Below are 22,699 nucleotides of genomic sequence, written 5' to 3'. Positions count from 1 at the left end.
GCGCGCACAAACAAGATCGCCGGGGCCGAAGCCCCGGCGATCCGGTTCGAAGCGGTAACCGCCCGGCTAGATTACCGGAGCAGCACCATCTTCCGCGTGGCCGTGTCCTTCTCCGCGTCGAGGCGGTAGAAGTACACGCCGCTCGCCGCGTCGCGTCCGGAGTTGTCCTTCCCGTTCCATGTCGCCTCGTGCGGCCCTTCGTTCAGAACGCCGTCCACGAGCGTGCGGACCTCGCGGCCCGCGATGTCGTACACCCGAAGCGTCGTCTTCGTCTGCTTCGGCAGATCGAAGTAGATCGTCGTGATCGGGTTGAACGGGTTCGGAACGTTCTGCCTGAGGGCGAAGATCGACGGAACACCGTCCGGCACGTCGACGTTGATCGTGCAGTTCGCGCGCGGCGTCGGGATGCCGGTGTTGAACTGCAGGTTGTCGCCAATGCCGTCTCCGGCGCGTCCGAGAACGGCCTGCACCACGCAGTCGCGTTCTTGCGCGCTCGTGAAGTGCTCGAGGGAGACGAACGACAGGATCGCCTTGCTTCCGTTCGCATGACGCCTGAACGACGCGGCGAACTTGCCCGCGCCGAGATCATCATGGTACTTGATGAGCGCGGTCGCGGCTGCGGTGGTGGCCTCATCGTCGGGGTGCCCACGGATCGGGCAGTCCCAATACCCTTGAGCCTTTGTGATTCCCGCGAGGCAGGTGCCCGCCTGGCCCACGAGGTAGTAGCGGTACGCCTCTCCGGGGCCGCCGTGACCCGCCTGGTCCGTGCAGCCTCCGGCCTTCTCCGTCAGACCGCAAAGCGTCTTCCAGAAGAAGGCGCCGTTGGTCGTCTGGTTGCCGCTTCTCGTCCAAGCCGGGTCGGTCAGCTCGTTATCCTCGCAGAGGTTTTCCCCGAGTACCCAGATGTTGGCCGAGTCGGGGAAGTTCACGCCTGCGATGTCGAGGTACGTGGCGATCTCGAGCTGCGACGAGTCCACGACCGTTCTCTCGTTGCTGAACGTGCCGAAGAACCAGATCACAGTCTTGTAGCGCCGCGCCATCGCGCCGATGTGGTTGATCACGCCGCCGTAGCTGTCCTTGTGGAAGGGCTGCGAGTAGATCGGGGCGTTCCCCCGGCTGACGCCGTAGCCCTGGCGGTAGAAGTCGTACTGAACGCCGAGGCGCTTCAGCGACTCCTCGAAGATCTGATGCACTAACGGGAACGAGGTGACTCCGGACTGCGAGAAGTTCGGGTCGGTCGAGATGTCGTACGCGGTCCGGCCGTACCCGTCGACCAGGAGAACCGGATGGTTCTGGCCCGAGGGGAGCGGGTCTTTCGAGGTCGGGCACGGTAGCACCCTCACGTCGAACGGCCACGGGAGCCGGCGATCGTGCTGCTTGCCCACGGTCGTCTCGACGAGCCGGAGATCGTTCCGGCGAATCGCGTTCCGGTTCGGAACCGTATCCCGGGTGCCCAAGCTGTCCAGCGCCGTGAAGTAGTACTCGATCATCGTCCCTTCGGGCCACAGGGTCGCCCCGGCGCCGAGGTACGTCGCGTTGTCCGCGATCGTGATGATCGTGGAGTACACGCCGTTGAACTCGGCCTTGGTCCCCTGCGCGTCTTCGTCGTCCGGAACCGAGAAGTTCATCACCTTCGAGTTCCAGTTGGCCGCCGGGAAGTAGGTCGCGCCCTGCGGACGGCCGGGCTCCTTGTCCCAGGTCGTCCCGCAGGTCGTCGAGATCCGCCAGTGAATCCGCACGCCGGAGTTCTGGGGCGGAGGACCGCCCATGACCCCGTCGATGTCGCGGACCTGGATGGTCATCGAGTCTTCCTGCTCCCAGACGTCGGTCGGGAAGAGCTCCCAGTTCTCCTTGAACATCGGGTGCATCGCGACGTCGCGCGCGAACGTGTCGGCGAAGCGCTCGGTCTGCCCCTGCGCCCACTGCGTCCCGCGCTGCTCGAACACGCCGATGCTCACGTTGTCGATGAGGTAGGTCGCCTTCCGGTGCTGCCCCATGCAGGGAAGCTCGGACGAGGCGTTGTAATCGCACCGATCCAGGAACTCCCAGGAGAACTGGACCGAGTCGATATCCGGGCCGAGGTACTGGGTCCACTCGTCGAACGTGTTGATGTTCCAGAACTGGCAACCGCCGACGATCACGTAGTTGTCGCCCTCCCACTGGCTCCAGCGGTTGATGCTCGAGTTGTAGACCCGGCACTGCGTGTCGGTCACGTCGCCGACGATGTCCTTGATGCAAAGGTACTCGTCAAACTCGACCACGACGCCGGTCCACCGGTTCTCGGACCCCGGTCCCGGAGGATCCGGATCGTAGAACGGGTTGTTCGGACCGCTCTCGAACACGGGCGTGACGAGCCGGTAGTGGTAGCCGTCTTCCTGGTTCTGGGTGAAGGCCTGGTCGTCCGCTACCCACATCCAGGTGTTCGTGTACTCGCAGGTGTTGCCGAAGTTCGAGTAGTCCGGGTTCAGCTCGAGATGCCACCAGTCGCAGACGACCGGGGTCCCGTTGACCCACTTGCCGCCGCTCCAGAAGCCGCCAAGCTGCGCCTGCGGAAGGCTCGGCGTGGACCACTCGGGGCCGAATCCGGCCTCGAACGTCTCCACCCCGCCGCCGTTCGGGTAATGGCCGCCCGACTTGCCGCCCGCGTAGATGTGGTCGATGCGCCACGCGCCGTCCGTCCAGACGCCGCCGTTCGCGTCCTCATCGTCCCACGCGCTGTCCGAGGCGAAGCGCCAACGAACGAGCAGGTTGGTCGACGTGTTGTTCACGCTCGGACCGATCACCTGGAAGCTCTCGTACTGCGCGCATCCGTACCGGCCGAGACCGGTCCCCGGGCACTGAATCGGCGGCTCCGGGTTCGACGTCCCGTTGTAGCGGTCCAGCTCGAACCAGGTCGCCAAGGTCTCGTTGTTGCTGACCGCGTATTCCAGGTAGCAGTAGTCGTACGCGATCTCCACGTCGTACATGTGGATGCCGCCGATCGTGAAGCCGGTTCCGGAGTTGAAGCCGGTCGTCCCCGGGCGGCCGAGGTTCAGGATCATGCTGTAGTTGTACTGCGGGCCGTATCCGTACGGGTTCTCCCAGACGAGCGTGTCGCCCCACTCGCCGCACCAGGGGGTGGATTCCTCGACCGCCGGGTTGTATCGGTCCAGCGTGTCGAGGTGCCACTGGTTCACGAGAAGCGTGTAGACGTCGTAGTGGGTGAAGCACCCGGGATTCGGCATCAAGGTCGTCGACGCGCACGAGTCGTACAGGCCGCCGCCCAGGTAGCCGCGTTCCCAGCACCACGTGGCATAGCCGGGGGCACTGTTCCCCTGGCCGCCGTCAGCCGGGGTGCCCAGGTTGTCGTCACACCGGGTGTCGTCGTGGGCTGTGATCCACGTGGTGTCCGACCGCGCGCCCTCTTTCGTGTAGATTACGTCCCCGTTCGCCGAGAAGATCTCGCCGCTCGGGTGTCGCAAGGCTTCGGGGGAACGCGGGGTCTTCTCGATCGCGGCCATCGCCGAAACGGCCGCCACGAGAGAGAGCCCCACGACCAGCGCAGCCAAGGTCATGAGCTTGGTGTTCCTCATACCGTCTGCCCTCCATCGCACAAGGAACAGAGAACAACCGTGGGTCGATGCTCCCACCCCGTCTCCCGTGCTCGGAAGTCGGCTTCGGAGCGGAAACTAGAGACCCCACATCCGCAGCGCCCCACCGGCGGCCAGCGACGGATTCGGCCCCCGCCGGACGTTGCGGAATTCCTCGGAAGCTTGTTGAACCCGTTTCTTCCTCTGACCACCTCCTTGTTGGAAAGTCCGTATCTTCCGCAGCCTTCTTGCATATCCCATTCTAGAACAGCGAGTTACGGCGACGCTTCGCGCTGCGGGATGCCCTGGGCCATTTGGATGAAATCCGCCGCATCGCCCGCGATTATACCAAACCGTTCTCGCGAGTGTCAACTCTTACCGATGAAAGGGGAACCGGTTAGCCCGCCCCCCTACCGGGGGAGAAAAGGCCCGATCTCGACCTCCCACCCGTCAAACTCGGTCGCGCTGCCGTCCGAAGATGGCTGGTCGATGCAGGGCGAAAGCGAGAGGAGAAGCCGCCCTCCGTCCGAGGACCAGCAAGGATGCATCGCCTCGCGGAAGCAGATGTTGATGCCGGTGGCTCCGGGGAGGGGAACCCACCGGGTGAGGCCGGTCACGGCAGAGACAACTTTAAGTCTTCGGAAATCAACTATATAGGCAACATATTCCCCCGTCGGATCGACGGCCGGGTGGGAGGGGTACTCGCCCGGCTCGGAGATCGGAACGTAAGAGCCGTCTTCCGAGTCGTACCTCCAGAGAACCGGGAGGTCGTGCTGGGCAACCTCAGCGCCCTTGCGAACGGCTCTCAACGGGCGAATCGAGGTGGCTCCGCCCGTGCCTCTCGCCTTCCCCGTCCTCCCGCTCACGTCGAGCGTGCAGGTCTTGACCTCGTTCTCTCCGACGGCGACCCAGATCGAGTCGCGGAGTAGAACGCCGAGAGTATCTCGCGCCTCGATCGACACGAGCTTCAGCTCGTGAAGGCCGGGATACACGCACTCGATGTTCGTGGTGTCCCGCCGGATCACGCCCTGATACTTGTTGTCGTAGTAGAAGTTCGAGCCCCACGGACCCGCGATGAGGACGATCGTTCCGCGCGGGTTGTCAAAGGTGAAGCTTACGTTTGTCGTGTCGTTTTCGAAGACGGCGAACGGCGCGGAAAGAAGTGTGTCGCAGTAGTCCTCCGATGCGAGCGGGTCGGTCACCGAAGCCCCGACGACGTAGTTCCCGAGCGGACGCCCGCCGACGATGTTCGGCGTCCGCACGCCGGTGGGGACCCCCTCGAGGAAGATCTCCGCGTAGACGGTATCTCCTCCGATGTCCTTCGCTTCCACGTGGATCGATCCAAAGGGAACGCGGCTGTCCGACACGAAATAGACGAGGTCGCGGCCGCCCAGGCGCACCGCGGCCGCCTGGTTCTCCACAAAGTCGTTCGTTCCCGAAAAGATGAAATCCGAAGGATCGTTGATCATCTTCGTTCGCGCGCCCGGTTCGTTTCCTTCGAGCTCGATCGTGAACACGTCTTGCCCATCAGAATAGAGGATCGTTTGGTTGTCCAGCCAAGTCGACGAGGCGGGTTTCGAAACGACCACCTCGTCGGAGAAGTCGGTGTTCGTGAGGCGCACCTCGTCGCCGGGGTTGGAGAAGTCATCCACGCGGATCATGAAGATCTCGTAACCGGGCCTGTTCATCTCGTCGCGGAGGACCGCCGTGTAGGCCAAGCGCGTTCCGTCCGGCGACCAGGAAGGGTCGAACTCGTCGTCGGGAGAATTGGTGATCTGGTAGAAGACAGGCTCTCCGCCCGGGCCGTCTAGGTCGACAACCCAGATGTTCTCGGTGTTCCTGCTGTTCCCGCGGTCCGAGCTGAAGGCGATGATGTCGGTCGTGCCGGGCATGTAGGCCGGGAAGTTGACGTTCCCCTCGAAGACCCGAGTCCAGTGCTCGCAATTCGGGCAGTCGAAGATCGACTGGCCGGAGTCGTCGTCTCCGCAGGCGAGGATCGAGAGAAGGAGCACCGACAACCCCGCGCGGACCCACCCAGTCCGTCTCATCGTACCCGACACCTTACCTTCCTCCTTCCGCTCGCCGCAGCCTCGAGCGGGCCTCAGGGCCGCGTGTTTCTAACCCTATGGAAATCAAGCGCGTTCACTATACTGAATGGCCGTGGGCGTGTCAAGAGCCGGAACGAAGGGCCCGCGGCGTTGTGGGAAGCGCCCTTCCGTGATACGTTGCTTCACGTTCGAAGGGGAGGTTCTCTCGCGGGGAGGTTGCCGCCTTCGTGTCGGATGCAGGACATCAGCAAGTCCGGTGGGTCGCCCTTCTGTTCTGGGCGGGAGCCGCGCTCTTCCTCTCCGCGTTCTTCTTCCTCACGCACCCGCCGCGTCTCGATCTCGGCCTCCCGGCTGCTTCGGACGGTACCGGATGGGACGCCGGCGGCCAGGCGAAAGGAATCGCCGGCGCCCTTCTCTACGGAGGGTTGCTCCTCGCGGGAGGGAGCGGGCTCGCGCGGCTTCTCCGGCTCGGGGACCGACCCGCGGTTCTCTGCTTCGCGCTCGGCGGCCTTCTCTCCTCTCTTCTTTCCTTCGCGCTCCTCGCGGCGGGCCTCTTCCGCCCGGCCGCTCTCGGCGCCGGTCTTCTCGTCCCGTTCTTCGCCGCAGGCCTGCCGCGGAAGATCTCCGTCCGCGCGCCGTCTCTCCGCCGGACGTTCTTCCCCCTCGCGCTCGGGTTGCTCGCCGTGCTCGCCGCGGCCCTCCTTCTTGTCCGAACGCTCGCCCCGCTCACCGCGAACGACCCGATCGTGTACCACATGCCGATCGCCCGTGCCTACGCGGAGAACGGCCGGTTCGAAGGAGCGCCGGACCTCGTCTACGCGCGCATGCCGCACGGATCGGATCTCCTCTTCGCGGGAGCCGCTCTCATCGGCGGCGCGACGGCCGCGCGCGCGTTCCATCTTCTTCTCGCCCTCGCCGCAGCGACGCTCGCGGCGCGTCTCGCGCGGGAGGTTTTCCGCGCGCCGTCCGGTCTCGCCGCCGCCGCTCTCTTCCTCACGCTCCCTCTGGTTCTTGACCCCCGCACGATCGGGAACGTGGATCTTGCGGCGGCCATCTTTTTCGGGGCTTCGTTTCTACTTCTCGCGCGGCATGCGCGAGCAGCCGGCCGCGCGGATCTCGCGGCCGGTTCCCTCCTCGCGGGAGGGATGCTCGCGACGAAGTACAGCGCCTACGCCGCCTATCCACTCCTCTTCGCGCTTCTTCTTCTCCCCGTGCTCGGGAAGCGCGCGCGCCCGGTGTCCGCGGGGAGCGTGATCGCGTTCCTTCTTCTCTCCCATCTTCCTCTCGCCCCTTGGCTCCTCAAGGCATGGGCGGAGACCGGAAATCCCCTCTTTCCGCTCTTCCCCTCCATCCTCGGCGGACACGGCTGGGACACAGTTCTCGACGAGAGGCTTCTCGCCTGGCAGCGATCGATCGGCATGGGGAGGGATCCGCTTCGATTCCTAATCCTCCCGTGGAACGCGGTTCTTCGCGGGGAGCCGCGCTACGCCTTTTTCGACGGGGTCCTCTCCCCCGCCCTTCTCCTCTGGGCGTTCTGGGCGTGGGTCCGCGGAGGACGGGAGACGCGGGGGGTTCTTCTCCTCTCCCTCGCGGGCATCTATCTGTGGGGCCTCGGGTCGCAGCAGCTTCGGTTCTTGCTTCCGGTCGTTCTTCTTCTCGCCGCCGCCGCGGGAGGGTTCTGGAGAACCGAGCGCGGAGCCTTCGGCGTGTTTCAGGGAGGTCTCTTCCTCGCGATCGCGGCGGGGCTTCTCGCGCCCGCGCTCGCGGAGACCCGCCGCGACGCGCTCCCGGTCGTTTCCGGACGGGAGAGCGAGGACTCCTATCTCCGGCGAAAGATCCAGTCGTACGCCGCCTTCCGTGCCGCCGAGCGGACCGTCCCCGCCGGAGAGCGGATCCTTCTCGTCTGGGAGAACCGCGGGTACTATCTCCACCGCCCCTACGCGGCGGACAGCTTCTTCGAGGCCTCCCGCATCGTCCGTCTGGCCGAACGATCCGGTTCGAACGAGGCCTTTCTTAATCACTTGAGACAAGAAGAGATTCGGTGGGTTCTCGTGAACCGCTCGCTCGAGCGTGTGTTTTCGCGATACGCGCCGGCGCGCGCGCTCGCGATCCTCGACCGAGCGTGGAAGGCCTGCGAGCCGCGCGGAGAATGGGGAGGGCTCGAGCTCTACCGGGTTCCCTGAGCGGAGGGCGGGGACGCGGAGAGGATCGAGCGGATCGCCTCGTCCTCCTCCTCGGCTCTCGCGGCGTACTCGCCCGCGAGACGCCGCGCCTCGCCGTGCAGCCCGAGCCGGGAAGCGAGGATCGCTGCGTTCCTCCACGCGGGAAGAAAATCCGGATTCGCCTCCGTCTCCTCGACGAAAAGTGGAAGCGCCTCCTCCGGGCGGCCTTCGCGGAAGCGGACGAGCCCGCGCGCGAAGCCGAGAAAGGGATGGCCTTCCGCGCTCCGCGCAGCTTGTTCGAACGCCGCGGACGCGCCCGCCCAATCCTCCTCCCGATAGAGGGCCGCGCCGAGAGCGTAGAGCGCCGAGGGGTCCCCTCCGGCCGCGCCCGCGCGGTAGAGCGCGAGGCAGTCGGCACGATCGCGAAAGAGCTCCGCCGTGGCCGCCTCGCGCGTGGCCGGAGGAAGAGCGCGCGGGAGACTGTTCGCCTCGCGCCACACGGCGATTCGATCGAACTCCTCGATCCGCGTGAGGAACTCCTCGGCGAGCCCGCGGATCGGATCGTCCGGCGCGAGCGAGGCGAGCGCGGCGAACGCCTTCTCGGCACCGTCGGGATCCCCCTCGAGAAGCGCGAGCGCGGAGAGATGAAGCCATGCCTTTCCGTAGCCCGGATCGAGACGAAGCGCCTCCTCGAGGAACGCCTTCCCTTCCTCCGTCCGCCCCGAGCGGTAGAGGAGGGTGCCCAGATTGAGAGATGCCTTCGGGTACTCGGGCTCGATCCGCATCGCCTCGCGGAAGAGAGCCTCCGCTTCCTCCTTCCGGTCGGTGACCGCGAGAAGCTCGCCGAGGTTGAGCCGCGAGCGCTCATAATCCGGATCGAGCTCGATCGAACGGCGGTAGGCGAGAACCGCCTGCTCGGCTTCGCCGCGGCTCTGATGGATGATGCCGAGACGATAGTACGACTGCGCCTCGCCAATCGACGCGGAGAGACGGTAGAAGTTGACGTTGCAGAGAGCGAAGAACGGAACGATCCACAGGAAGCGGCGGAGGAGAGCGCCCCGGCATCCTTTCGCGGCCTCCTCGACGAAGGCGACTAAGGTCGCAGCGGCGAAGAGGAGCAGCATCGGGACGACCGGCAGGCGATACCGCGTGAGAACGAAGAAGAGAACGATCGACGCCGCGTACGAGAAGACGAAGGACACGGGGAGGAAGAGGTTTCGCCCGCGGGCGAGGAAGAGTCCGGCGAGCGCCAGGGGAGCGAACACGCCGAACGGGGCATGGAGAACCCGGATGATCGGGCTGTAGCGCATCTGAAACCGATACGTTTCGATCTGCGGAATTTCAAATGTCGAGAAGAAAAGAATCGTCTTCTTGAGAAGAAGGCGGAGCTCCGCGCCGGGGTTCTCGCGGATCCACGCGGTCGCGCGGGAGAACCACTCGGCGGAGACCTCGGATGGGGAGAGCGGGCGGCCGAGCTGTCTCTCGAGAAGACGGCGCCCCGACGGGTCCTCGTCCACGTCGAGGCCCTTCGGCTTCTCGTAGGCCCCGGAGGATTCCGGCCCGTTTCCGATGTAGAAGTTGAGCCCGCCGTTCGAGGTGAGCGGGACGAAATCCCCGCTCGCCGCGTAGTTCCTCGCGGTCGTCGCCCCGATCACGACGAGAACCCCGAGAAGAAGAGCGAACGGCGCGCGGAATTCCCGTCTCTTCCCCGGCTCGGCGCGGGCGAGCGCGAAGAGGGCGAAGGGGAGGAAGAGAAGCACGTTCCCCCTCCCTGCCGCGGCGAGGCCGAAGAGAACGCCGGTGAGAAGCGGGTGCCGAAACGAGGCGCGCGCGGCCGATACGCTGAGCCGGTCCAGGATCCAAAGAAGAAGGACCACCGAGAGGGCCGTGTCCAGGATCGAGGAGGTATAGAAGATGAACGGGGCGTGGAGCGCGGCCGCCGCGGCCGCGACGAGTGCGACCGTGGGGCTCATGAAGCGCGAGCCGATCCGATAGAGGAGCACCGGAACGGCCGCGCCGGCGAACGCCTGAAGGATGCGGACGAGAAGAAGGTTCCTCCCCGCGAGACCGTAGACGGCCGCGAGAAGATGCGGATAGAGGGGTCCCATGAAGTAGGCGTCGTCGCCGATGAGCCCCTCGCGGAGGATCTCCTCGGCGCGGAGATCGTAGTAGCGTGCGTCGAGCCCGAGAGCGTCGGGGAAGGGATTGTCTCTCGCGTCCCAAAGATAGGCGAGTCGGAGGATCAGCGCGAAGACATAGAGCCCGAGGAGGACGGTCCGCCGCCGCACCCTTCTACGCGGCGGCATCGCGGCGCCTCTTTCGGCTCTCGACGAAGCCGCGGAGTCCGTACACGATCCCTCCGAAAAGCCCGTTCACCACGAAGATCCCATAGATCAGGAAGGCGAGAAGCACGGCCCGCGTGTCGCTCACGCCGAACAGACGGAGCAGAAGGAGCATCACGCCCTCGCGGATCCCGATCCCGGCGAGCGAGAGAGGAAGCATCCTCCCGATCTCCACCAGCGGCATGAGGAGAAAGAAGTGGGCGACCGAAAGACGGATGCCGAGCGACTCCGCGAGAACCCAGCAGCTGAACACCCACACCGATCGGGAGAGGAGCGAGAGAAGAAACGCCGCGAGGACGGCGCCGAGGTGCTTCTTGTATGCGTCCAGAAAATCGTAGAGCCTCCCCGCTCTCCGGCGCGCGTCCATCCGATGGAGAAGGGGCGCGAATGGTTTGAGAAGCGGTTCCGCGCGGCGGAGCGTGCTCCGCCGGATCGCGACGGTGCCGGCGAGGAAGAGAACCGCCATCGCCGCCTCCGCGGCGAGGAAGGAGCCTCGCTCGGGAAGAGTGGGATAGAGATGGAGAAACGCCGCGATCGAGATCGGCAGAAGCACATAGAGACCGAGAAGGCGCTCGACGAGAACCGAAGCCATCGCCGAGGAGCGCTCTCCCGTGTCGCGGGCGAGGTCGAGCACGCGGACCACGTCTCCGCCGATCGAGGTCGGCATGAAGTTGTTGAAGAACATGCACACGAAGTAATACGAGGTGAGCCGGAAAAGACCCACGCTCGCCCCGAGAGGCCTCACGAGGATCTGCCACCGGTAGGTGTTCAAGAAGACCATGACGAGGTTGAGCCCATATCCGGCGAGAAGAAGGAGAACCCTCACCTCGGAACCGGCGAGGCTGAGCTCCTCCCGGTCGACGCGGGAGAGGACGAGCGCGAGGAGCGCGATCGTGACGGCGAGCCGGAGGAGGTTCCCTCTCACCGCTCCCCCTCCGCGCGCCGGTACACGATCAGGTCGCCCAACCTTTCGACCGGCTCGAAGGCGCGCTCGATCGCATCGAAGACGCGCGGCGCGTAGTTCCGGAAGCGGCGTTCCTCTCGTCCGTCGAGCGGAATGTCCCTGAGGAGAACGAGCTTCGTCGGGCGGTTCAGTAGATCCCGAATATACGCCTCCTCCTCGGCGGGCGCGTCGAATCCCCTTCGCAGGTGAATGAACGAGGTCGGGTTCGCGCGGTCGAAGAGAAAGTAGATCATCTGGAATCCCGGGACCGTGAGGACATAATCGCCCGGAGAACTGTAGCGGTCGAGGACCTTGCCGATCGCTTCGAGAGACCTCGCCTCCTCGGGCGGAACGCGCACCCTCGCCTTCCGAAGCGTGAGGCGCTCGACGCGGCCGCCTACCTGCGCGATCGAGCCGGTGTAGTAGGGAGGGATCGGCTGAAGCCCCTCGGCGGCGATCCAGGGCCGTTTGAGGGGCGATCGGTACGCGTCCGCGTAGATGAAGATCGCGAGAAGAAGAAGGACGGGAGGCGCAGAGAGGAGCGCCGCACGCGCCGGAGCCGATCGCAGGGCGATCCGTTCGAGCGCCCAAGGGAGAAGAAGATACGCCGCGCCGACCGCCTGAAAGAGATGCGCGAGGTCGCTCCGCCAGAGCGCTTGGTTGAAGGAAAGAAGGCCAAGAAGCGAGAGGACCAAGAGGGGTCTCCCGTCCGGACGCCCGCGGAGGAGTCCCCTCACTCCACTCGCCCCGGCGAGGAGCGCGAGCGGAACCGGCACATAATAAAGGAGACGAAGAAGAAAGAACGCGAGGCCGGAGACGCCCCCGGAAATCGGATGGAAAAGGCTCGGGAAGGGGAGCGCGTTCGTCCGGTTATCCCGCATCCCCGCGAGAAGGACCTTCGACGCGGCCGCGGGAAGCGCCCCCTCGGCCGCGAAATAGAGAACGAAGGGGAGGATCGCCGCCGCCGCGCTTAGAAAGAACGCCGCTCCGCGCGCCGCGTTCTCGCCGGTCCGGCGGCCGAGAAGAAGAAGAAGCCCGTACACGAGAAAGACGAAAACCCCGAGATCCTGCCGAAAGAGGAACGTCGCTCCCGCGAGAAGACCGGCCGCCGCGGCGCCGCGCGCCCTTGGCCCGGGAAGCCCCATCAGCGCGAGAAGGTTCGCCAGAAGAAACAGATGAAAGAAGCTCTTGTGCCACGGCCCTGGAGCGGCGATGAAGAAGAGACTCGCGGCGACCGCGCCCGAACGGGAGAGGACCCGCCGCCCCGCGAGGTAGGCGAGGCAGACGATCACGACGCGGAGCGCCACCCACAGGCCGCGCACCACGAAGAGGTCCTCGCCGAAAACCCGGAAGAGAAGAGCGACGAGGTAGAAGCGACCCGGGGCGTACGTGTGGTGAAAATCCCTGTACGGGACCTCCCCCTCGAGGATCCGGGTAACGCCGCCGAGGAGGTAGCCCTCGTCGTCGTTGATGCCGTAGTCCAGGTACTGAAGGAAGAGGAGGAGTGAGAGGAGGCCGAGAAGAAACGCGACGAGGAGATCGCGTCTATCCCACATACCCCATTCCCTTCAGGCGCTCGACGATCTCGCGCCGCTCCTCCTCGGTGAGCGCCCTCTCCCCCTTCGGGCGCGCCTCGTACGGCTCCCGGAAGCGAACCGGGTGCGCCCTTCTCCATTCCTCCCCGAACGCCTCCTCGATCGCGCGGCCGTCCATGTCGTTGGGGATCGCCTCGCCGAACAGGTGAAGAATCGTGGGGGCGACGTCGCAGATCGAGATCTCGGGAAGCCGCTCCCGCCGCGCGCGGATCGGCCCGCCCCGAGCGAGGAAGATCCCGTTCATTCGGTGGTCTCCCGAGTTCCCGAACGTCGGCTCGATGAAGCTCCTGGTCGTGAAATCGACGATCCCGAGCGCTTTGTACTTCATATCTCGAGGAATGAAGAGCACGTCCGGCATCCGAACCACGTGCGGCCCTGTGAAGCGTTCCTCCCTGCGGAACACGTCGGAGAGAAGAGGGCCCCCCTCGGGGCTCTCGATCCGGCGAAGCTCCTCGATCAGCTCCCGCACCGTCCCCTCGTACGCCTCCGGCTCCACCGACCCGTGCGGCTCCCTCCCCTTCAGGTTGACGTAGATCTGCCCGTAGTTTCCCTTCGAGTAGGCGCGCGTTCGTTCCCAATCGATGTTGTCGAGGGAGAGAAAGAGGCGGTTGATGAGCCGGAAGAGGCCGGAGCGCCCCCCGACCCCGCGCGAGAGGCGGAGCCCGGCCAGACCGAGACGCATCGCCGCGCGGTAGCCGAACGCCGGCGTGATTCCCGCGCGGAAGAGAAGCGTCTTCGCGCGCGTGAGGGCGTCCCGCTTCAGCGCGAGGAATCCCTTCTCGAGCAGCCAAACGTTGAAGTTCAAATAATAGTGGATCGGCCCGAAGCCGTGGTCCGAAAGGACGAACTCGACCGCTCCACGCTCGCGCCCGATCTCCGCGAGCATTCGCGCCGTATCGTCGACCTCCCGATAGAAGTCGAGGACCCGGGTTCGATAGAGAGCGGTTTCTTTCCGATTCGAGCGCGGGTGCGTCTCGTCGAAGATGTGCCACACCTCGTGCTGGATGCGGTCCGTCCCCTCGAAGTAGGCGATCGCGAAGTCCCACTCCTTCTCGCGGAGAAGGCGAAGGGCGAGCGCGCGCCGGTAGCGGAGGATCTCGAACGCCTCGTCGATCAGGCGCCCGACCTTCCCCTTCTGATAGACCTCTTTGTGATAAACGGGATAGGGTCCGAGCGCGGCTTCGATCTCATCGAGAAGCTCGGGCGGGTGAGTGAAATCGCGGACGCCGCGCGGCATGAGGAAGTCGCCGACGATGCAGCCGTCGACCGGGTCGGGCGGGTAGGTGAGCGGAACCCCGAGAGCGATCACCTTCTTCCCGTTCCGTGAGAGGATCTCCCAGACCGGAACTCCGTCCCGAAACGTCGCGTTCACCGGGACCGGATCGTCAAGCCCTCCCTTCGAATAGAGGAACTCGAAGATCCCGGTCTTTCCCGGGTTCATGCCGGTCTGGAACGAGGCCCACGCGGGAGCGGTGATCGGCGGGAAGACCGACCGGAGGGGCGCGTGAACCCCCTCCTCGCGGAGCGACGCGAGGTAGGGGAGTATCCCCTCGTCCATCCACGGATCGAGCGTGTCGAACGTGACGCCGTCGATCCCGATGACGAGAACTCGGCTCATCCCCCCCTCCTTCTTCGATCCTTGATAAGCAAAATAACCGCGGCCCCGAGCGAGAGGAGGGAGACGATTCCTCCGACCCTGAAGGACGCCGGTCGATAGCGGAAGTCTACCACATGCCCGCCGGCCGGCAGGTGGACGCCCCGGAAGGCGTAGTCGGCGCGGTAGATCTTCGCCGGCGCGCCGTCCACCGAGGCGGTCCATCCGGGGAACCACGCGTCCGCGAGGAGAAGGAACGAGTCGGCGCCCGATTCGGTGCGAACGACCACTCGATCCGGCTCGTAGAGCTCGATCGAGGCGGAGCCGCCTCCGGAAACGCCGGGCGGAGTCGGCGCCGGCTCCTCGAGGTAAACCGTTCCCGCCGGATCGAACGAGGGAGAGCGGAGGCGTTCGAGAATCTTCTTCTCGGGGAGCGTCTCCCATGTGTGGTGGAGCGACGCGCGCGGGAGAGGTTCCCCGACCGTCATCGGCAGAACCCTCCCCTCCGTGTCGACCCCGTAGACACGGGCGCCCAAGAGCCGGAGCAAGGGAGAGGAGAGGCTCTCGGGGCGATGGAACGGGCGGTAGCGCCGGTACCCGTAGAGTCCCGGCTCGATCAGCTCGAGGAAGCGCCGGTATCTTTCCAGGTTGATCGCGTTGATCCCGCCGACATCGTGGATTCCGTAGAGAGAGGCGGTGGCCGGCGGCAGAAGATCGGTCGCCCCGGGACCGAAGCGCGCGATCCGCCCGTGCGCTCCAAGCTCCTCCCGGATCCGCGCGATCTCCGGCGTCTCGCGAAAGAGGATCTCGGGCGGGAGGTCGAGGTGAAAGCGCGAGTGGAAGAGAAGAAGATCGCCGCCCGCGAGGAGGAGAACACCCGCGAGGAAGCCCCTCGCCCCGACCCTCGGCCGCGCGAAGAGAAGGACAAGAGAGACAGCCGCGAGAAGGACGGTGGTGAGCGCGGAAACGAGAACCGTCCCCGCGAGCGAGTCGAGAGAAACCGGCCCCGCGGGGAGCTCCGCGATGCCGCCGGCGACGAGCGCGCGCCCATCGAGGAAGAAGCGGACGAGCGGATCGCGGAAGAGAGCCGCCGCCCCTCCGAGGAGAAGAAAGAGCCCGAGCACCGCGCACACCCCGCTGGAAACCGCTCGCGGCCGCCGGTTCAATCGTTCGAGCCCGAACGCGAACGCGAGGGCGTTCGCGAAGAGAGGAAGAAGAATCAAACGGTCGGGCCGGGAGAAGCGGAACCCGGGAAGATGAAAGGCGGCCTCGGCGAACGGCGTCCCCCAAAGAACGAGAAGGGGAAAGAGGAAGAGCCCGAGAAGAAAGAGGCGGCTCCGCCCCGCGGCGAGCCCGTAGAGCCCGATCGCGAGGGGGAGCACGCCGAAATAATTTAATGTTGAAACATAGTTCTGCCGGAAGAGCCCGTTCCCCGATTGGAAGAGGGTCGACCAGAGGTTCTCCCGCATCGGGTTTCCGAAGAAGTCCGGGACGACCGTCTTGACGAGCATCGCCGGATGATGGGTGCCCGAGAGGAACGTCGGGAGATCGAGGGCGTCCCGGGTCGAAAGGCGGAGCAGCTCCGCCGTCGGGAGGATCTGGACGGCCGCGATCCCCGCGGCGAGAAGCGCGCTTCCCGCGAAGACGAACGCCGCCCGCGTTTTCCGAACCTCCGGATCCATCGCGAGAGCGAGGAGCATGCAGAAACCGACCGCGTAGGCGATGTGGACGAGCGTCTGCGGAAACCCGGCGAATGCCGCCAGGGCGAGCGATCCCGCAAGAAACGCGGCGTTCCCGGCGGTGGGGGCGCGCGCGAGCCTTCTGGCGGCGAGAATCGCGAGCGGGAGCCAAGCCGCCGTCGCCACGAAGGTCGGATGTCCGATGCGCGTGAGAAAGAACGGGTTCAGCTCGAAGAGAAGCGCCCCCGCCGCCGAAGGTCCGGGCGCGAGCCCGAAGGAGCGCGCGCACCGATAGAAGAAGAACCCCGCCAGGACGAAGTGGATCAAGAGGTGCCAACCGGTCGCGCGCATCGGCTCGACCGCGTAGAGGAGCAGGTTGATCGGATAGAAGAGGGCCGACTGGTAGTTCGCGAGGAACGGCTGGCCGGTGAACGTGAAGGGATCCCAGAGGGGGAGGTCTCCCGCGCGCATCCTCTCGGTCGCGAAAACGCGCCGCGGGAAGTACGCGAGAGGCGTGTCCGAGTTCACCGCCGGCGGGGCGATCTCCTCCGCGGAGGCGTGAAGCCGCCAGGGAAGCCACCGGTTGGGGTTGCAGGGGATCTCGGCCCGCCCCTCGAAGACGGATCCGCGAAAGACGACGAGCGCGACGCCGACGAAGAGAAGCGGAAGGAGCCGTTCGGGACGCATGACCCTCGCAGGCTATCGGCTTTCGCCAGGTGCGCGCAAGCGCTTTGCGCGCCGGCGCCGAATCGGAAGGACGAGGAGGGCGGCGAGGGCGAGAAGCGACACCCAAGCCCCGATGGTGAACGAGAGCGGTTCGTATCGAAACTCGACCCGATGTTCTCCCGCCCCGACCGCGACGCCGCGGAAGATTCGGTTCACGCGGTGCACCCTCGCGGGAAGTCCGTCGACCGTCGCTCTCCAACCGCGGTCGTACGAGTCGGCGAGCACGAGAAGACCCGGCCGATCGGCCGTGCATTCGATCACGACCCGCTCCGGCTCGCTCGAGGCGATCCGCACCGTTCCGCCGGCGGGGAGATCCGGCTCGCCCGGCGGCCAACCCGGGACGCTCTCCTCCAACACCGCGATCCGGCTCCCCGCCGGGGCCGCCTCGAGAAGGGCGATCGCACGCTCCGGATCGTTCGGCGCGAAGAGGATCTTCTCGGCGAGGTATGCCCGGGGGAGGGCCCTCGGGTTTTCGTAGACGAGAAAGCGCCCCTCGTGGCGCAGGGGAAAGTCGCCGGCTCGGAGCGGGCTCCGGGTCAGGATCCACCGCGCGCCGAGGGCGGAGAGGAGCGGAGAGGAGAGATCGCTCGGGTCGACGAGCGGGTTGATCCGGCGCTCCTTGACCGATTCGGGGGCGAGCGCCCGGTAGTACGCACGATAATCTTTGAATGTCAAAGCATTATAGCCTTCGACGTCGGGGACGCCGAAGAGACCGGGGAGGCCCGGCGGGAAGACGAGGTCCCGGAAGCGGACGACGCGCCCCTCTCCCGCCGCGCCGCGGAGAAAGCGGGTCTCGGCCGTTTCGGCCGGGAGTCCCTCCCGCCCCACGGTCACGTGGCAGCGGCGCGCCTCGAACCCGCTGTCCGCCGCGAGAAGGAGGCCCGCCGCGGGAAGAAAGAACCGGGCCCGCCGCGCGCAGATCGGCAGAAGGACGAGAAGCGTTCCGCCCGCAAGAAAGAGGGCCGCGCGCGCGTGGCGTCCCGCGGACGCCTCCGCGCTCGGGAGAAATCGAGTCCCTTGAGGGATCAAGCGCTCCGCGATCCTCTCCCTCCCCGCCCAGAGGCCGAGGAGGAGAAGCCCGAGAACGAGCGCGGCGGCCCCTGCCGCTCGGCGCGGAAACGCTTCCCGCCTCGCTCTCTCGATCCCGAACGCGGAGAGGAGCGCGAGCGGAAGCGTCACGAGATGCACGATCCGGTCGACGCGCGATCCGGCAAGCCCGGGGAGAAGGGAGACGACGCGGAGAAGAGGGCTTCCGAGAAGAACGACGAGCGCCGCGGCGCCCGCGAGAAGAAGAAAGCGCGCGGAACGGTTCCGCCACGCCGCCGCCCCCCCGAGGAGCGCGAAGAGGAGGCTCGCGATCCCGACGTACCCGGCGGTGGAGAGAAACGACTGGTAGTAGTGGCCGTTCCCCCTTCGGAGAAGCTCGATCCACGAGTCGCCGTCGATCGGCGATCCAAACCATCCGGGGACGAGAAAGCGGATGAGCGCCGCCGGATGCCACGAAGAGGAGACAAGCTCTTCATACCCAAAGCGAATGCGGTCCGAGGAGAGGAGGAACTCCGCGGTCGGGAGGAGCTGCGCGGCGGCGAGCGCGCCGCCGAGGAGAAACCCTCCGGCGGCGCGGAGGAGCGGCCGCATCCCCTCCGTCCGACCGAGCCCGCGATGCTCGTGAAGCGTCCAGAAGAACGCGAGGAGCGTTCCCCAGAGGAGGATCGGCGGAAAGCCGGCGAGCGTCATGCACGCGTAGGCGAGCGCGAGAGGAGCGATGCTCCCGCCGCGCACCGTGCGGCGCGAGAGGAAGAGAACGAGAGGGATCCATGCGGCGGTCGCGAGCATGGTGATCTGACCCGCGCGAACGGCGAGCGCGCCGTTCGTCGCGAAGAGAAGACCTCCGATGAGAGCGGTCCCCTGAGAAAGACCGATGCCGCGGAAGAGAAGGAGCCCCCCCCACCCGGCGATCACGAGATGGATCCACGCGAGGATTCCGAGCGATCGCTCCGCGGAGAACGGAAGGAGAAGAAGGTTCGGCGGATAGAAGACGCCGGACTGGTAGTTCGCGAGGAACGGCTGGCCGCAGAAGGGGGAGGGGTCCCAGAGGGGGATCCTCCCCGCACGGAGCGCGTCGACGGTCCCAGCGCGGCGCGGAAAGTACGACCGGAGACAATCGGAGTTGTATGCGGGTCCCTCGCGGGGCGGTCCCCACGGCTCGAACCGATCCGCGGGGAACGTGACGAGATAGCGGCCCGGAGCGAGATCCATCGGGAAGAGCACGAGAAGGACGAGAGGGACCGCGAGGAGAAGAAGAAGGTCGCGCCCGCCCGGCCTCATCGGCCCGCGCGTCTCCCGCCCGCCCGCGGCCCGAAGTTGATCCGGATCCACATCTTTGCGAGCTCGCGAAGGGTCGAGATCACGTGGCTCGGCCGAACCGTGGAGCGTCCGGCGGGACGCGGGTAGTGGCGCACGCCGATCTCCGTGACGCGCAGACGATGCTTCGCCGCCTTGGCGAGGATCTCCGTGTCGACGAAGAACTTCTTCGATTCGATCGTGATGAGATCGAACACCTCGCGCCTGAAAAGCTTGAAGGCGCAATCGATATCCCGCACGCGGATCCGGAAGAGAGAGCGCGCGACCAGGTTGTACCCCCACGCGAGGAAGAGGCGGGTGAGCGGGTCGAACCGATAGATGCGGAACCCGCAGACGATGTCGTAATCCTCAATGGCGGGAAGGAGGTTCTTGAGCTCCTTGAGGTCGAACTGATTGTCCGAGTCGGAGTAGAAGATGTACCTCATGCGCGCGGCGGCGAACCCGCTCTTCAGGGCCTCTGCGTAGCCCCGATTCCGAGGATGGCGCACCAGACGGATGCTCGGGTCCTCGGCGGCGAGCGCCTCGACCTTCTCCGCGGTGCCGTCCGTGCTCCCGTCGTCAACGAAGATGATCTCCGAGGACGGAATCCGCGCGAGGGCGATCGCCTCGCGCGCGCGGCGGGCCGCCTCTTCGACGTTCTCGACCTCGTTGTAGGCGGGAAAGACGATGCTGATCTCCTCGACCATGGATCCCTCGGCGGCGAGACTACTCTCTTTCCCCTTCGAGCACCACCTTCGAAAGATCGGCCAGGCGGCGAAACGCTCGAGCGATCTCGGCGAGGAGAGCGAGCCGGTTCTCCCGGATCCGCTCCTCCTTGTCCATGACGAGCACCTTGTCGAAAAAGCGGTCGATCGGATCACGGAGCGCGAGCAGGTGCTCCATCGCGGCCCGGTAGTCGGCGGAGACGAGCGCGCGCTCCAGCCGGCCCGCCGCTTCCTCGGCCGCGCGGTGCAACTCCTTCTCCTCAGGCTCCCCGAGGAGCGAGGGATCGACCGCGCCCGCGGAATCGGATCCCTTGAGGATGTTCACCACTCTCTTGAAGCCGACAACGAGACGCTCGAAGGACTCCCGCTCGCGAAAGTCGCGGATCGCGAGGGCGCGCCGTTCGAGATCCGCGGGATCGTCCAGACCGACGTCGAGAACCGCCTCGACGATGTCGTAGGGAAGCCCCTTCTCCACGAGGAGATTGCGGAGCCGGCCGCGGAAGAAGCGGAGCGCTTCCCCGATCGTCTTCTCCGGTTCGGGAAGACGCTCGCCGTACGCTTCGGCGCCGATCGCGAGAAGACGGCCGAGCGGCACGCTCACCTTCTTCTCGGCGAGGATGCGAAGAATCGCGAGCGCGTGCCGCCGGAGTCCATACGGATCCTGCGAGCCGGTCGGAACGAGACCCGCACCGAGACATCCGAGAAGCGTGTCGACGCGGTCGGCGAGCGAGAGGAGAGCGCCGGGGATCGTCTCGGGGAGCGCGTCGCCGGAGAAGCGCGGGAGGTATTGCTCGAAGATCGCGCGCGCGACCTCGTCCGGCTCTCCCGCCGAACGCGCGTACTCCATCCCCATGTACCCCTGCAGCGCCGTGAACTCCTTCCCGTCCCGAATCATCTCGGTCGTGAGGTCCGCCTTGGAGAGGCGCGCCGCACGCGCCGCCGCTCCGCGCGCATCCGGCGCCGATTCCGCAGCGAGCGCCGCGGCGATCTTCTCGATCCGTTCGGTCTTCTCGAGGAGCGAGCCCATCCCCTCTTGCCAGACCATCCGCCGGAGGCCGTCCACGCGTTCCTCGAGCGGCACGGCGCGGTCTTCATTCCAGTAGAACTCCGCGTCGGCGAGGCGCGCCGCCAGCACGCGCTCCATCCCCGCTCGGATCCCACCTTCGTTCTCCGCGATCCCGTTCGCGATCGCGACGAAGAAGGGGAGGAGCCCGCCGGATTCATCGACAACGGCAAAATAGCGCTGGTGCGCGCGCATCGCGGTCACCACGACTTGGTTCGGCAGGCGGAGCATCCGCGGATCGAACCGCCCGAGAAGCGCCCGCGGATACTCCACGAGGTAGTTCACGGTCTCGAGGAGTTCCGCGTCTCGCAGGACACGTCCTTCTCCGCCCGCGAGCGCGCGCTCGATCTCCTTCTCGATCGCCCGCCGGCGCTCATCCGGTGAGACGAGAACCCCCGCGCGCCGGAGGGCATCCTCGTAGGCGCGGGGTTCCGCGATCGGAACCGGCGCGGGGTGGAGCACGCGATGGCCCCGGCTCTCCCGGCCGCTCGTCACGCCTGCGATCGAGAGCGGGATCACCTCATCCCCGAAAAGGGCAACGATCCACTGGATCGGCCGGGCGAAGAGAAACCCGCTCGGCTCCCAACGCATCGTCCTTGGGAACGGAAGAGTCGCGACGACCTCGCGGACGAGAGGCCCGAGAAGCTCGGCGACCGGCTTCCCGCGATCGACCACCGTCGCCGCCAGATACTCCCCCTTCTCGGTCGCGGCGATCCGAAGCGCCTCGATGGGGATCCCTTGCGTCTTCGCGAAGCCGAGCGCGGCCTTCGTCGGTTTCCCGTCCGCGTCGAAGGCGATCTTCTTCGGCGGTCCCGTCACCTCTCGCTCCGCGTCCGGCTGCAACGAGTCGAGATCGGCGATCCGGAGAGCGAGACGGCGGGGCGTGGCGAACGAATCGACCCTCCCGTGCGCGAGCCGCATCTCTCGAAGCCTCGCGGGGAGCGCCTCCGCGAGCGCCTCGCACGCGGGGGGAACGTACGACGCCGGGATCTCCTCCGCGCCGATCTCGATGAGAAGATCTCGTTTCACGCCTCCCCTCCGTTCCCGAGAAGCGGGAACCCGAGGTTCTCTCTCTTCTCGACGTAGGCGAGGGCCGCCCGGCGCGCGAGACGCCGAATCCGCCCGATGTATCCGGTCCGCTCGGTCACGCTGATCGCCCCGCGCGCCTCAAGCAGATTAAAGATATGCGAACATTTCACGATAGAATCGTACCCGGGGAAGATCAAGCCCTTTTCCAGAAGGCGATGGGCTTCCCTTTCGTAGAAGCGAAAGAGCTCGAAGTGGAATTCCACATCCGCCTCGCGGTAGTTCAGATGGCACCATTCGTACTCCGACGCCTTCAGGACGTCCCCCCAGGTCAGGTCGCGGCTCCAGCGGATGTCGAAGATCGAATCGACGCCCTGGATGAACATCGCGAGGCGCTCGAGTCCGTAGGTCAGCTCGACGGAGATCGGATCGAGGTCCACGCTTCCGGTCTGCTGGAAGTAGGTGAACTGGGTCACCTCCATCCCGTCGAGCCACACTTCCCAGCCGAGCCCCCACGCGCCGAGCGTCGGCGATTCCCAATCGTCCTCGACGAAGCGGAGATCGTGCCGCGAGAGATCGATGCCGATCGCGCGGAGGGAGTCGAGATACACATCCTGCGCGTTCGGAGGGGAGGGTTTTAGGATGACTTGGTACTGGTGAAAACCCTGCACGCGGTTCGGGTTCTCCGCGTACCGCCCATCCTTCGGGCGCTTGGAGAACTCGACATACGCGGTCCTCCACGGCTCGGGGCCGAGCACGCGGAGAAACGTCGATGGATTGAAGGTTCCGGCTCCGACCTCCGAGTTGTAAGGGGTTGCGAGCACGCAGCCGCGGTCGGACCAGAAGCGCTCGAGCGCCATCACGATTTCTTGAAAGGTCACCGT

12 protein-coding genes are annotated in these 22,699 nt (G+C 66.2%); 1 reads left to right on the top strand and 11 read right to left on the bottom strand.

Annotation, left to right across the window (positions count from 1 at the left end; translation table 11 throughout):
- Positions 1 to 71: 71 nt before the first annotated feature.
- Entirely contained in the window at positions 72 to 3,572 is a 3,501-nt protein-coding gene (locus tag FJY73_01700) for a T9SS type A sorting domain-containing protein (GenBank protein MBM3319379.1), read from the bottom strand.
- Between the two features lie 407 nt (positions 3,573 to 3,979).
- Positions 3,980 to 5,617 (bottom strand): PD40 domain-containing protein, encoded by a 1,638-nt coding sequence (locus FJY73_01695; protein MBM3319378.1) that lies wholly within the window; start codon positions 5,615 to 5,617, stop codon positions 3,980 to 3,982.
- A gap of 227 nt (positions 5,618 to 5,844) precedes the next feature.
- On the opposite strand from FJY73_01695, the gene FJY73_01690 reads away from it, so the two are divergent.
- Complete coding sequence (locus tag FJY73_01690; protein MBM3319377.1) at positions 5,845 to 7,800, top strand: glycosyltransferase family 39 protein; 1,956 nt, start codon at positions 5,845 to 5,847, stop codon at positions 7,798 to 7,800.
- Here FJY73_01690 and FJY73_01685 read toward each other — a convergent pair.
- The 9 genes from FJY73_01685 to FJY73_01645 are packed head-to-tail and all read right to left on the bottom strand — an operon-like array spanning position 7,785 to position 22,696.
- Positions 7,785 to 10,085 carry a tetratricopeptide repeat protein gene (locus FJY73_01685; GenBank protein ID MBM3319376.1) on the bottom strand — a complete coding sequence of 767 codons (2,301 nt, stop codon included), beginning with the start codon at positions 10,083 to 10,085 and terminating at the stop codon, positions 7,785 to 7,787. The genes FJY73_01690 and FJY73_01685 overlap by 16 nt on opposite strands.
- Positions 10,072 to 11,046: a flippase-like domain-containing protein gene (locus tag FJY73_01680; GenBank protein ID MBM3319375.1), complete on the bottom strand. Its 975-nt coding sequence runs from the start codon at positions 11,044 to 11,046 to the stop codon at positions 10,072 to 10,074. Before FJY73_01680 ends, FJY73_01685 begins: the two co-directional genes overlap by 14 nt.
- Positions 11,043 to 12,620: a hypothetical protein gene (locus FJY73_01675; protein MBM3319374.1), complete on the bottom strand. Its 1,578-nt coding sequence runs from the start codon at positions 12,618 to 12,620 to the stop codon at positions 11,043 to 11,045. The genes FJY73_01680 and FJY73_01675 overlap by 4 nt, the downstream gene beginning before the upstream one ends.
- Positions 12,610 to 14,277 carry an alkaline phosphatase family protein gene (locus FJY73_01670; protein MBM3319373.1) on the bottom strand — a complete coding sequence of 556 codons (1,668 nt, stop codon included), beginning with the start codon at positions 14,275 to 14,277 and terminating at the stop codon, positions 12,610 to 12,612. Before FJY73_01670 ends, FJY73_01675 begins: the two co-directional genes overlap by 11 nt.
- Positions 14,274 to 16,619 carry a YfhO family protein gene (locus FJY73_01665; protein MBM3319372.1) on the bottom strand — a complete coding sequence of 782 codons (2,346 nt, stop codon included), beginning with the start codon at positions 16,617 to 16,619 and terminating at the stop codon, positions 14,274 to 14,276. The genes FJY73_01670 and FJY73_01665 overlap by 4 nt, the downstream gene beginning before the upstream one ends.
- Positions 16,620 to 16,631: 12 nt before the next feature.
- Positions 16,632 to 18,986: a YfhO family protein gene (locus tag FJY73_01660; protein ID MBM3319371.1), complete on the bottom strand. Its 2,355-nt coding sequence runs from the start codon at positions 18,984 to 18,986 to the stop codon at positions 16,632 to 16,634.
- Entirely contained in the window at positions 18,983 to 19,708 is a 726-nt protein-coding gene (locus FJY73_01655) for a glycosyltransferase family 2 protein (protein ID MBM3319370.1), read from the bottom strand. The genes FJY73_01660 and FJY73_01655 overlap by 4 nt, the downstream gene beginning before the upstream one ends.
- Before the next feature lie 19 nt (positions 19,709 to 19,727).
- Positions 19,728 to 21,818: a glycine--tRNA ligase subunit beta gene (locus FJY73_01650; protein ID MBM3319369.1), complete on the bottom strand. Its 2,091-nt coding sequence runs from the start codon at positions 21,816 to 21,818 to the stop codon at positions 19,728 to 19,730.
- Positions 21,815 to 22,696, bottom strand: a complete 882-nt coding sequence (locus FJY73_01645) for a glycine--tRNA ligase subunit alpha (protein MBM3319368.1) — start codon at positions 22,694 to 22,696, stop codon at positions 21,815 to 21,817. Before FJY73_01645 ends, FJY73_01650 begins: the two co-directional genes overlap by 4 nt.
- Positions 22,697 to 22,699 lie beyond the last annotated feature (3 nt).

Source organism: Candidatus Eisenbacteria bacterium (genome assembly GCA_016867715.1).
In the GTDB taxonomy this organism is placed as follows: domain Bacteria; phylum Orphanbacterota; class Orphanbacteria; order Orphanbacterales; family Orphanbacteraceae; genus VGIW01.
Note: the sequence above shows the minus strand (reverse complement) of the source record. Positions and strands in the feature narration are given on the sequence as shown.